General features: G+C 64.3%; 10 protein-coding genes. 6 read left to right on the top strand and 4 right to left on the bottom strand.

Features of this window, described 5'->3' with window-relative positions:
- Nucleotides 1–148: 148 nt before the first annotated feature.
- Nucleotides 149–850, top strand: a complete 702-nt coding sequence (locus QM996_RS20865; RefSeq protein ID WP_334197969.1) for a phosphatase PAP2 family protein — start codon at nt 149–151, stop codon at nt 848–850.
- Nucleotides 851–865: 15 nt separating this feature from the next.
- Here QM996_RS20865 and QM996_RS20860 read toward each other — a convergent pair whose 3' ends face one another.
- Entirely contained in the window at nt 866–2,959 is a 2,094-nt protein-coding gene (locus QM996_RS20860; protein ID WP_334197968.1) for a two-component system sensor histidine kinase NtrB, read from the bottom strand.
- On the bottom strand, nt 2,956–3,696 hold the full coding sequence (locus QM996_RS20855; RefSeq protein WP_334197967.1) for a response regulator: 741 nt from the start codon (nt 3,694–3,696) through the stop codon (nt 2,956–2,958). The genes QM996_RS20860 and QM996_RS20855 overlap by 4 nt, the downstream gene beginning before the upstream one ends.
- Before the next feature lie 218 nt (nt 3,697–3,914).
- Between QM996_RS20855 and QM996_RS20850 the strand changes: the two genes are divergently transcribed.
- From QM996_RS20850 to QM996_RS20830, 5 genes are all read left to right on the top strand, one after another.
- Entirely contained in the window at nt 3,915–4,937 is a 1,023-nt protein-coding gene (locus QM996_RS20850) for an ABC transporter substrate-binding protein (RefSeq protein WP_334197966.1), read from the top strand.
- Nucleotides 4,938–5,060: 123 nt separating this feature from the next.
- The gene (locus QM996_RS20845; RefSeq protein WP_334197965.1) at nt 5,061–6,086 is read left to right on the top strand and encodes an ABC transporter substrate-binding protein; all 1,026 of its coding nucleotides are present in this window, start codon (nt 5,061–5,063) and stop codon (nt 6,084–6,086) included.
- A 123-nt stretch (nt 6,087–6,209) separates the two neighbouring features.
- Nucleotides 6,210–8,447, top strand: coding sequence for an ABC transporter permease (locus QM996_RS20840; protein ID WP_334197964.1), 2,238 nt, complete (start codon nt 6,210–6,212; stop codon nt 8,445–8,447).
- 8 nt (nt 8,448–8,455) lie between these two features.
- Nucleotides 8,456–9,517: an ABC transporter ATP-binding protein gene (locus QM996_RS20835; RefSeq protein ID WP_334198740.1), complete on the top strand. Its 1,062-nt coding sequence runs from the start codon at nt 8,456–8,458 to the stop codon at nt 9,515–9,517.
- A gap of 32 nt (nt 9,518–9,549) precedes the next feature.
- Nucleotides 9,550–10,362: an inositol monophosphatase family protein gene (locus QM996_RS20830; RefSeq protein WP_334197963.1), complete on the top strand. Its 813-nt coding sequence runs from the start codon at nt 9,550–9,552 to the stop codon at nt 10,360–10,362.
- 14 nt (nt 10,363–10,376) lie between these two features.
- On the opposite strand, the gene QM996_RS20825 is transcribed toward QM996_RS20830, so the two are convergent.
- On the bottom strand, nt 10,377–11,156 hold the full coding sequence (locus QM996_RS20825; RefSeq protein ID WP_173518810.1) for a slipin family protein: 780 nt from the start codon (nt 11,154–11,156) through the stop codon (nt 10,377–10,379).
- A gap of 51 nt (nt 11,157–11,207) precedes the next feature.
- A complete protein-coding gene (locus QM996_RS20820) occupies nt 11,208–12,560 on the bottom strand; it encodes an NfeD family protein (protein WP_334197962.1) in 1,353 nt (450 codons plus the stop codon).
- Nucleotides 12,561–12,719 lie beyond the last annotated feature (159 nt).

The raw sequence follows: 12,719 nt of genomic DNA, 5'->3' as shown, positions 1-12,719 counted from the left end.
GAGCGAAGCAAATGTCCGGCCCGCACACACCGACAATCTGCGAGCGACCGGCATGTCCAGCCTCTTCTCATCCACGGCAACATCTTCCGACGGCATCCGATGGTTGCGCGCCAGTCCGCGTCTATGGGCCGGGCAAGCCCGCGCCCGCATGGAAGATCAACCGATCGCCGTTACCGGCGCGCTGACCATCTGCGCGGCTTTCGTGTTCATGGCCTTTCCCGGCATCGATCTCGTCGTTTCGCGCTGGGCCGCATCGGCGGCAGGTGACTTTCCGCTTTCGCGGGAGCCCGCGCTCAGGACACTTCGCGACTTCAATCGCGTCCTGCCGGTCTTCATTCTGCCGTCCGTCCTGGCGCTGTTGATCATGCAGACGATCAAGCCGCACCCACGGCTGTTGCGCCCGCACAAGGCATTGTTCTTTCTCACCTTTTACGCCGTTGGCCCCGGGCTGCTTATCCAGGCGCTGAAGCGGATGATCGGTCGCGCCCGCCCCTACGACATCACGGATTTCGGCGGCAGCCTGCCGTTCACACCCGCCTGGCAGGTCTCCAGCGCCTGTTCGCGCAGTTGCTCCTTCGCGTCCGGCGAAGCCGCAACGGCGATTGCTCTCGTTGCATTGGCGCTGCTTCTGCCCGTTCGGTGGCAACGCATGGCGATCGTCGCGCTCATTCCGCCGATCCTCACCTTTTCGTTCAACCGGATCGTGTTTGGCGCACACTTCCTCTCTGACGTCGTGCTCGCCTGGCTTCTGATGCTGTGGCTGATGACCTGGCTCTGGTCGGCCTTTCGCGACAACGGCGAACGCATCGATGCCGCCGTTCAACGGCTCGGGCGGCGGCGAAATCCGTAGACCACCACCGACGGTTCAACTCGGAAAGACCAGCTCGACGGTCGTTCCCCTTCCCGGCTGAGAGAGGATGCGGGCATCGCCCCCGCTTTGCCGGACGAAGCCGTAGACGACGGCGAGGCCGAGGCCGGCGCCGCCCTCCTCGTCGCGGGTGGTAAAATACGGCTCGAATGCCTTATCCGCGGCTTCCGGCGACATGCCGATCCCCTCGTCTGTGACGGAGACGACGACGTCGCCCTCCACCCGGGCGGCCCGGATCAGGATCGTCCCGCCCTGAGGCATCGCGGCGGCGGCATTGAGGCAGAGATTGAGGATCGCCTGCTCGAAGAGAGCGGCATCGAGCTGCACATTGGGCAGGCCGTCGGCGATCTCGAAGGCAAGACGGCATTTTTCCCCGACGGCGATTTCCAGCACGTCGGCCATGCCGCGCAGCACCGCGCCGATCTCCAGCGCGCCGGGCTGGATCGGGTGCTGGCTGCCGACGGACAACATGCTCGAGGCAAGCGAACGGCCGCGATCGGCCGCCTTGCGGATGCGGGCGATGTGACGCTTCTGCCGTTCGTTGAAGCCGGTCTCCCGCTCCAGAAGGCCCAGGCTGCCGGTGATGATGCCGATCATGTTGCCGACCTCGTGGCTCACCTGATGCGTCATGCGCATGATGCCATCCAGGCGCTGGGCCTTTGCCGCTTCGGCCTCCTGCCGATCCATGTCGGTCACGTCACGGGCCAACAGCACGATGCCGCGATCCGGCTGCCGCGACAGCGAGACCTCCGTCACACGGCCGGCGTTTGAGCGATGCCGCAGGACAAGTCGGTCGCCGAGCGTGCCCGCGTCGCGATCGGCGGGCAGCAGAGCCGGATCGATCTCGGGCATCGGGCTCACGAAACTGCGTAGCGGCAGCTTCCTTGCCGAACCCGGCCACCCGACGAGTTCCATGACGCGGCGGTTCATCGTGATCGGCTTGCCGCTGGGATCGAAGAGCGCGATGCCTTCGTTCATGTTGCGAAAGGTCGAACGGATGGTGCGCGCGGCGGCCTCGGCCGTCCGTCGGAGCCGCGAGACGCGCTCGACGCTTTCTCGAAATGCGCTGAACGCCTCCAACAGCCGGACGAGCTCCGTTTCCGTCCCCTTGTAGGTCGGTGCGTCGACGTCGCGGCGCCCCTCCGCAAGCGCGTTCATACCGTTGGACAGCGACACAATCCCCCGCGACACGCGCATGACGGAGCGGATGGAGAAGACGGCCATGACGAGCACGAGGAGCGCGGCGACGGCGACGATGACAAGCAGGCGGCTCAGAGCATCGGAGGTCGAAACGAGATCGTCGTTGAGGCCGCGGGCGACGGCCTCGCTCTGCGTTTCCGTTGCATGCGAGAGGTCGCGCGACACGGTGTGCAAGCGCGCCACGGCCGCGCGAATGGCGAACATCTCTAGCAGATATTGCGTCTGCGCTTCGAAAACCCGTTCGTAAGGCGCGAGTTCGGTGGCGGAAACCCGGATATCCGGCGCCGCCTGCTCGAGACGCGGCACCGTTTCGGCAATGTAGCGGCGGCGCAATTCACCGAGCTGGAACAGGCTGTCCGAGTTCGATGCCGATTGTACGATCCCATTGAGGCGGCGGCGGAAGTCGGCGTCGGCCATGCCGCTGCCGATCGCGATCTCGCCAAGCGCGGCCGCCGCTTCCGCCTTGTGCTGCTGGGCCGATTCGGCGTCGCCAGCAAGCGTCATCGTCTGCGTGCGGATGGTCTCCAGGAGTTCGACGATATGAGCACTGGCAAAGCCCTTGGCGGCCGCATCGCCATCGTGCGGCACCATGGCGCGCAGCAGCGCGTCGACCTGCGTCACGACCGACCGACTTTCGCTCGACACGCGATAGGGAGAGGTCGCGTTCATCAGGAACGGTGCGCTCGATACGAGATCGGAAACCTGGCGGGAAACCAGGGAAGCCCTTGCAAGGCTAGAGAAGGCCTGCAGCCCGTAGGCCGCCATCTCGTCGCGTGCCCTCTGCAGGCCGAAGACCGCAACTGTCGCAAGGCCGAAGACAAGGACGCAGATGAAGACGATCGCGAAGGGCAGCCGGAAGGCGATCGACGAAAGAAAGGGGCGAACGATCACGACTTCGGCTCGCCGTCGCCGGTATCGAGCACGTAGCCTTTGCCACGTCTCGTCTTGATGTGGCGCGGCAGATCCGGATTGCGCTCGATCTTGCGGCGGAGCCTGAGCACGAGCACATCGACGTTGCGGTCGATGTAGCGATCGCTTTCGGCGCCGAGACGGTCGAGAATCTGCGCGCGGCCAACCGGCGTGTTCGGCGTTTCTGCGAGGATTTCCAGAAGGGCGAACTCGGCGCTGGTCAGCGATCTGGAGGGATCCGTCAGGCAAATCGCCCGGCGGCTTCTGAGGTCGATCGACCAGTCGCCGAGCTTCATCGATGCAGGCTCGGGCTCGCGCTCGCTTTCCCGCTCCGGCTTGAGCGAAGGATGGGTGCGGCGCAGGACGGCCTTGATGCGCGCCGTAAGCTCGATCGGCTCGAACGGCTTGACGACGTAGTCGTCCGCCGCCGTCTCCAGGCCCAGCACCCGGTCGGCAGCGCTGCCGGCCGCAGTCACCATGACGATGCCGATATTGGTGCGCGCCCGCAGCCTCTGTGCGAAAGTGCGGCCCGAAGTGCCCGGCAAATTATGGTCGACAAGCACGAGATTCACCACCTCGCGCGCCAGCACATTGGCCGCCGCCTCCGCAGACGGCGCGGTAAGCGGTTGCCAGCCCTCCGCTTCCACCAGATCGGAAATAAGCTCCGCCATATCCGGATCGTCTTCGACGATCAGAATCCGTATCCTCTCATTCAGCATGCACGTCCTCCCGCACCCATCATAGGCGGGGCCGTCTCAATGTTCAAAGCAGCTCGCATTATCTGATTTGTCATATTTGTAATCTTTGTAACTTTGAAACGGCTGAGAGCGCCCGAGGCTGTAAGAACGGTAACCATTCTGCGGGTTGCGGCAGGAGAGGAATATCGACATCCTGATTGCGGAGATTGGGACGGCAGCGTTCCAAATGGGAGGACATCGTGAGAGGCATCACCGCTATCGGCGCGGGCGTGGCGTTATGGCTATGCGCCGCCACAACAGGCATGACGGCGCCGGCGCTCACCGTGCTGTGTGGTGTTGACGAAGCGTGGTGTGCCACGATGAAGACGGCGTTCGAGGCGAAATCCGGCCTCGAGATCTCGATGACGCGCATGAGCACCGGCGACATCCTCAACCAGCTCCGTGTCGAGAAAGACGCCCCGACCGTCGATGTCTGGTGGGGCGGCACGGGCGACACCCATCTGCAAGCCGGGTCCGAAAACCTGCTCGAACCGTATAAGCCGGCGCATGAACGCGACATGCTGCCCTGGGCGCAGAATTTCTTCGCCATCTCCGGCGGCCGATCGGCCGGCATCTACGCCGGGGCCCTCGGCTTTGCCTACAATGCCGATCTTCTGCGTGCGCTGAAGCTGCCTGCACCGACCTGCTGGAAGGACCTCGCAGACAGCGCCTATCGCGGTCGCATCCGCAGTGGCAACCCGAATTCCTCCGGCACCGCTTTCACCACGCTTGCGACACTGGTCCAGCTTTTCGGCGAAGATGAAGCCTTTCGCTTCCTGTCGGCGCTCAACCGCAACATCGACCAGTACACGACGGCCGGCTCCGCCCCGGTGAAAGCGGCCGCACGCGGAGAAACGCTGATCGGCATTTCCTTCATGCATGACGCCGTCACCCAGAAGCAGGCAGGCTCGCCCCTCGTCATCGTCGCGCCCTGCGAGGGGACCGGTTACGAGATCGGTGCGGTCAGCATCGTCAAGGGTGCCCGTCATCTGGAGGCGGCGAAGACCTTCGTCGACTTCGCGCTGAGCCCGGAGGGCCAAGGCACCGGGGCGGCCTCCGGGCAGAACCAGGTGCCGTCCAATGCGCGCTCGAACCTGCCGCTCGCCGCGCCCGATATCTCGATGATCAAAATGGTGGACTACGACTTCGCGACCTTCGGTTCGCCGGAAGAACGAAGTCGCTTGCTCGAAAGGTTCGACGCGGAGATCGCCGCGACGAACTGACCGGCCTCTTAGCCAACTCGCACAACCCGAAATCGTGAACGTGTTGCCCGCCGGGCAGGCCGATGGCCGCCCTGCGCCCCGTGTTCGCGCCAAGTTTCAAACAGGCAACAGGAGGATGCCCCAATGAAAACGATGTCCCTTTCCCTCATGCTCTTCGCCGGAACGGCACTCACGGCGCTGCCGGCCCAGGCTGCCGGCAGCCTCAACCTCATCTGCTCGGCGGACGTGGTGATCTGCGAGCAAATGACCGGCGATTTCCAGAAAGAAACCGGAATCAAGGTCAACATGGTTCGCCTGTCCTCCGGTGAGACCTATGCCAAGATCCGCGCCGAGGCGCGCAATCCGAAGACCGATATCTGGTGGGCCGGTACCGGCGACCCGCATCTGCAGGCAGCTTCCGACGGCCTGACGCTCGAATACAAATCACCGATGCTGGATCAGCTTCAGGATTGGGCAAAGAAGCAGGCTGAAGGCTCCGGTTACCGCACGGTCGGCGTCTATGCCGGTGCGCTCGGCTGGGGCTACAACACCGAGATCTTCTCGAAGAAGGGCCTGAAGGAGCCGAAGTGCTGGGCCGACCTGCTCGACGCCTCGCTGAAGGGCGAGATCCAGATGGCCAACCCGAACTCGTCCGGCACCGCCTACACGGCGCTTGCCTCGCTGGTGCAGATCATGGGCGAAGACCAGGCCTTCGACTATCTGAAGAAGCTCAACGGCAACATCGCGCAGTACACCAAGTCGGGCTCGGCGCCGGTGAAGGCGGCCGCGCGTGGCGAAGCCGGCCTCGGCATCGTCTTCATGCACGACGCGGTGGCCCAGACCGCCGAAGGCTTCCCGATCAAGGCGATCGCGCCCTGCGAAGGCACAGGCTACGAGATCGGTTCGATGTCGATCATCCGCGGCGCCAAGAACCTGGACAATGCCAAGGCCTGGTACGACTGGGCGCTGAAGCCCGAGGTCCAGTCGCGCATGAAGGACGCCAAGTCGTTCCAGTTGCCGTCCAACAAGTCGGCCGAAGTGCCGAAGGAGGCACCGAAGTTCGAGGACATCAAGCTGATCGACTACGACTTCGCCACCTTCGGCGACGCCGAGAAGCGCAAGGCGCTACTCGAGCGCTGGGATCGCGAGATCGGCGCCACCGCCAACTGATCGCAGGAAGGGCCGGCCGGGTGATCGATCCGGCCGCGCCGCCCAGCGGCCCAACGCTCGCCCGTCGCCTCCGTGGCGACGCGATGTCTCATCATTCTCATCTCAATTCACGCGAGGACCGTCATGGAACATCGCAACCGCAGGCTCGACCTCACGCTCGGGCTCGGACTGGCCGCATTCTTGGCTGTCCCTTGGTATCGCATCGAAGGTGGCTTCTTCGGGCTCGGCTGGCTCGCCGATTTCCCCGGGGATCCGGCCGTTGCGCCTGGCCTGATGCAGATCTTTGCGCATGGCCGGTCGTGGCTGGTCGTGGCGCTGCTGCTGCTCGGCATCTGTGCGGCGGCGCGCTTTGTCAGCGATCCCGCACGCCGCGGGCTTCTACTTGCTATCGCCGGCGCAATGGGCGTCCTCTATCTCGCCCTTCAGGGGCTTGCGATCGGCTTCGCCGGCTGGACCTGGACAGTCAGCGAGGCTCTGTTCGGACCGCTTTCGGACGGGCAGCCATCGATGGGCGCCGGCGCCGTATTCCTGGCACTTGCCTTCATTCTGATATTCGCCTTCGGGCTTGCTGAGCGTGGCGTGCTCAAGGGCGATGCCTTCATCGTCGCGGCGATCTCGCTGCTCGTTTCTCTGGTCGTCGTCTTCGTCTTCTATCCGGTCGGCAGCATGTTCGCGGCTTCCGTCCAGGATTTCGACGGCTCGTTCAAGCCGGACGGTTTCATCCGCAACATCCAGGATGCCTCGATCTGGAGCTTGAGCTGCGTCGTCGGCGAAGGCCGCTGTGGCGTCGCCTGGCGAACCCTGTGGCTGGCGCTGATGACGGCGTCCGGTTCGACACTGCTCGGCCTCGCCTTCGCGCTGGTCGCCACCCGCACACGCTTTCCCTTCAAGAAAGGCATGCGGCTTTTGACGGTGCTGCCGATCATCACCCCGCCCTTCGTCATTGGCCTGGCGCTGACGCTTCTCTTCGGGCGCGCCGGCGTCGTCACCGAATTCCTCTCGGATGCCTTCGGCGTCGAACCCGGCCGCTGGCTCTACGGCCTCACCGGAATCTGGATCGCCCAGGTTCTCTCCTTCACGCCGATCTCCTTCCTCGTGCTGATCGGCGTCGTCGAAGGCGTCAGCCCGTCGATGGAGGAGGCATCGCAGACGCTGCGCGCCGATCGCTGGCGTACCTTCTGGAACGTCTCGCTGCCGCTGATGAAGCCGGGTCTGGCCAACGCCTTCCTCATCGGCTTCATCGAAAGCATGGCCGATTTCGGCAATCCGCTGGTGCTCGGCGGTAGCCACGGCGTACTCTCGACCGAGATCTTCTTTGCCGTCGTCGGCGCGCAGAACGATCCCTCCCGTGCCGCGGTTCTCGCGATCATCCTGCTCTGCTTCACGCTCTCGGCCTTTTTGGCGCAGCGCTACTGGCTCGCCGGCAAGAACTATTCGACCGTCACCGGCAAAGGCGACTCCGGCGCCCACAGCGCGTTGCCGCGCTCGCTGTCGATCGGCGTCCACGCCATCGTCATCCCCTGGATGATCTTTACCGTGGTCGTCTACGGCATGATCCTCTTCGGCGGCTTCGTGAAGACCTGGGGTCTCGACAATTCGCTGACCCTCGACCACTACGCCAAGGCCTTCTCGATCTCCGTCGTGGACGGTGCGATCGCCTGGACCGGGGTTGCCTGGAGTTCCTTCTGGACGACCATGGAGATCTCGCTGATCGCCGCCCCCCTGACAGCACTCGTCGGGCTGCTGACGGCCTATCTCATCGTGCGCCAGCGCTTTGCCGGCCGCGACGTCTTCGAGTTTGCGCTGATGCTGAGCTTCGCCATTCCCGGCACCGTCATCGGCATCAGCTACATCATCGCCTTCAACCTGCCGCCGCTCGAAATGACCGGCACGGCGTTGATCCTCATCGCCTGCTTCGTCTTCCGCAACATGCCGGTCGGCGTGCGCGGCGGGATTGCGGCCATGAGCCAGCTCGACAAGAGCCTCGACGAGGCGTCGCTGACGCTTCGGGCAACGAGCTTCCGGACACTGCGCAAGATCATCCTGCCGCTGCTCCGACCCGCCATCGTCGCCGCCCTCGTCTACTCTTTCGTCCGGGCAATCACCTCGATCAGCGCCGTCGTCTTCCTCGTCAGCGCCGAATACAACATGGCGACTGCCTATATCGTCGGCCTCGTCGAAAACGGCGAGTTCGGTGTTGCGATTGCCTATTCCTCCGCCCTCATCCTGGTGATGATCACCGTCATCATCGGCCTGCAACTCCTCGTCGGCGAACGCAAGCTGAGGCGCGAGAACCGCGTCTTCGGCACCGCCCCGGCCCGTTCGTCCGCCACCACCCTCTCCCAGGAGAAAACCGCATGAGTACTCAGATGAGCACCCCGCGCACCGGCTCGGTCGTCTTTCAGAACGTGCGCAAGCAGTTCGGCGCCTTCACTGCCATCCACGACCTTTCGCTCACCATCGAACCCGGTACGCTCGTAACCCTGCTCGGGCCCTCCGGCTGCGGCAAGACGACGACGCTGCGCATGCTTGCCGGGCTCGAACATCCCTCCGCCGGCAAGATCCTGATCGGCGGCAAGGACGTGACGATGCTGCCAGCCAACGAGCGCGATGTCTCGATGGTCTTCCAGTCCTATGCGCTCTTCCCGCACATGTCGGCGCTCGACAATGTCGCCTATGGGCTGGAATCCTCCGGCATCAAGAAGAAGGAGGCGCGCGAGCGTGCGGAGGAAGGCCTGCAGCTCGTCGGCCTTGGCGGACTCGGACAAAGGCTTCCGGCCGAGCTTTCCGGCGGACAGCAGCAGCGCGTGGCCGTTGCCCGCGCCCTCGTGCTCGAGCCGCAGGTGCTCCTCCTCGATGAGCCGCTTTCCAACCTTGACGCGCGCCTGCGCCGCAAGGTGCGCACCGAGATCCGCGAATTGCAGCAGCGGCTCGGCTTCACCGCCGTCTACGTCACCCACGACCAGGACGAGGCGCTCGCCGTTTCCGACCGCATCATCGTCATGAAGGATGGCGCCATCGCCCAAGAGGGCGCGCCGCGCGATCTCTACGAGGCGCCCGCCTCCACCTTCATCGCCGACTTCATGGGCGAGGCCAATGTGTTGCCCTGCGAGGTCACCGCGACTGACGCCGGCCAGGCGACGATCCGTGTCGGCGGCCTCGAGCATCGCCTGTTGTCGACAAGTGCTCGACCCGGCCCGTCGAAACTCGCCGTCCGACCGAATGCGGTGACGCTGACGCCGGCCAAGGGTGCGGCCCTTGCCGGCACGATCAGCAGCGCCGCCTATCTCGGTGGTCACGTCGAATACGAGGTCGAAACGCCGGCGGGCCTCTTGTTCGTTGTCGATCAGTCGGTCGAGGACATGCTATCTCCGGCCACGGAGGTCGCCATCGGTTTCCGCAACCGCGGCCTTGCTTTGATTAACGCCTGAATTTTCAAACTGGATACGAGAAGGACACTTGCATGACTTCTGAAATTGCCGGCCTCGACGCCCGCTTCGCGCTTGCCAGATCCATGGCCGAGGAGGCCGGTCGGCTCGCCTACGATTATTTCCTCAAGCGGGAAACACTTGTCATCGAAACGAAGCGCGACGCGCACGACGTTGTCTCGATCGCCGACCGCAACGTCGAGACCTTGATCCGCGACAAGATCGCCGCGGCATTTCCGGACGATGGCGTGCTCGGCGAGGAACACGGGCTTCTCCACGGCGCGTCCGGCTTCACCTGGGTGCTCGACCCGATCGACGGCACCACCCCCTTCGTCAACGGCATGCCGAACTGGTGCGTGTCGATTGCCGTTGTCCATGCGGAAAAGCCGGTCATCGGCGTCATCCACACGCCCTGCCATCAGGAAATCTATGCCGCGGCAACGGGCCGCGGCGCGACGCTGAACGGCAAGCCGCTTCGTCTCGACGGCACACGCACGATCCGCAACGCCGTCACCGGGCTTGGCGCCAACGACCAGGTGAAACCCGCCGAGATGGGCGCCATCGTCGAGCGCCTGCTCGCAAACGGCGGCAACTTCATGCGCAACGGCTCCGGCGCGCTGATGATCGCCTATGTCGCCGCTGGCAGGCTGGTCGGTTACTACGAACCCTATATGCATGCCTGGGATTGCCTCGGAGGCTACTGCCTGGTGAACGAAGCCGGTGGCTGGACATTACCCTTTCCGACGCGCGGCGAGGCTTTGACCCATTGGGCGCCGGTCCTGGCGGCTGCGCCCGGCGCAGTCGACGATCTGCTGAAAGTCGCCAATCTTGAAAGGACGGCGGCCTGAGCCCTTGGCGGCACTCACGATTGACCGGTCGGCTTGTCGGCCTTTAGCCCAAACAGGCCGCCGATCTCCATCGGGAAGGGAAAGACGATCGTCGAGTTCTTCTCGCCCGCAATCACGTTGAGCGTGCTCAGATAGCGCAATTGCATCGCCTGGGGCTGCTGGGACAGGATCTCGGCAGCCTCGAGCAGCTTGGCCGCCGCCTGCTGCTCGCCCTCGGCATTGATCACCTTGGCGCGCCGCTCGCGTTCGGCTTCGGCCTGGCGGGCGATCGCGCGGATCATGCTCTCGTTGATGTCGACATGTTTGATTTCGACGGTCGCCACTTTGATGCCCCAGGCATCCGTCTGGCTGTCGAGGATCTTCTGGATGTCCTCGTTCAGCCGGTCGCGCTCGGCCAACATCTCGTCGAGGTCGTGTTTGCCGAGCACCGAACGCAGGGTCGTTTGCGCAAGCTGGCTGGTCGCCATCATGAAATCCTCGACCTGGATCGTCGATTTCTCCGCATCGATGACGCGGAAGTAGATGACGGCGCTGACACGGACCGAGACATTGTCATGGGAGATGACGTCCTGGCTCGGCACGTCCAGCACCCGGGTTCGAAGGTCGACCCGCACCATCTGCTGCACATAGGGCACCAGCAGGATCAAACCCGGCCCCTTGACGCCGGTGAACCGCCCGAGCGTGAAGACCACCCCGCGCTCGTATTCGCGCAGGATCCGGATCGCATAGGCGATGACGAGAATGATGAGCACCAGCAACGCGGCAAAAGGAGCAAGGCTCCCGAACATGTCCATGACCATTCCTCCATTCCGGCTTTCGCTTGCGCCCACCGGACCTGCGGCGCGCTATGCCTTTTGACCGTCGCGCACCACTTCGAGCGTCAGTCCGTCCCGCCCGACAACCTTCACAACTTCACCTCTCGACAGCGTTTGCGTGCTTACCGCCTGCCAGCGTTCACCATGGGCAATGACGTAGCCGGCAGCGCCTGTCCAACTATCGACCTTACCGACAATGCCGATCATCTGTTCGCCGCCGGTCACCACCGCATGACGGCGTGAGCTGAAGGCCAGCCGGGCGACCAGCAGGCTGAAGCCGAAGCTTGCGACCGCAAGCGCCGCCAGCACGGACCAGGAGACCTGCAGCCCCGGCGTATCCGTGTCGAAGAGGATTGCCGCGCCCAGGACCAGTGAAACGCTGCCACCGGCGCCGAGCACGCCGAAGGATGGCGAATGAGCCTCGGCAACCATCAGGCCGATCCCGAGCAGGATCAGTCCGATGCCGGCATAGCTGACCGGCAGCACGGAAAGCGCGTAGAGCCCAAGCAGCAGGCTGATGCCGCCGATGGTGCCCGGCGCGACCGATCCCGGCGAGAGGAACTCGAAGATCAAACCGTAAATGCCGATCATCATCAGGATGACCGCGATATTGGGATCGGTGACGACCGAAAGCAGCCGGGTGCGCCAGTCGGGCACGAAGTCCTCGGCGGCGAGCCCTGCCGTATCGAGGAGGATCTCCTGCTGCCCGGCGCGCACGGTCCGCCCGCCTGCCTGCTTCAACACATCAGCGATGGTTGTGGCGGTGAAATCAACGACCCTCTCCCTGACGGCCGCCTCGGCCGAAAGGCTTGCGGCCTCGCGCACCGCCTTTTCGGCCCAGTCGACATTGCGCCCGCGCAGCTCGGCCAGTCCGCGGATATAGGCCACCGCATCATTGACGAGCTTCGCCTCGGCGGCGTTTTGTGCCGCCGGCCGCTTGCCGTCGTCCTTGCCGGTATCGGCATCCTTGCCCTGGCCGAACATGTCGCCGCCGATCGCAATCGGGGTCGCCGCGCCGAGATTCGTTCCCGGCGCCATCGCAGCAATGTGGCTGGCGTAGAGGATGTAGGTGCCGGCGCTCGCCGCGCGCGCACCGCTCGGCGCGACGTAACTCGCAACGGGCACCGGAGAAGCGAGGATCGCACGGATGATCTCGCGCATCGACGTGTCGAGACCACCGGGCGTATCCATCTGCAGGACGACCAGCGGAAGGCTACGCTCCTGCGCCTTTGTCAGGCCGCGCCTGACATACTCGGACGTGGCCGGGCCAATGGCGCCGTTGACATGCAACACCAAGGCGACCCAATCGTTTTCGGCTCGCAACCAAGCTGGAAACGCGAATGATGAGACCAAAACGAGCAACAGCGTGAGGATTCGCAACATCCGTCGTCAAAACCTCGCATGCGCGGCGCCCCCGAAGAGGCGTCCATTCGGGGATGATAGCACAACACAAGGTTAGGGCGAAGCAAGCTTGCTACTGATCGACCGGCTGCTCCGAGCAACGTGGTCAGCCTTCCTGCTGCGGCGTGATGACAAGTCCGG

It is taken from the genome of Sinorhizobium chiapasense, from assembly GCF_045277575.1.
Lineage (GTDB): Bacteria > Pseudomonadota > Alphaproteobacteria > Rhizobiales > Rhizobiaceae > Ensifer > Ensifer chiapasense_A.
This window is presented reverse-complemented; position numbering and strand designations above follow the sequence as displayed.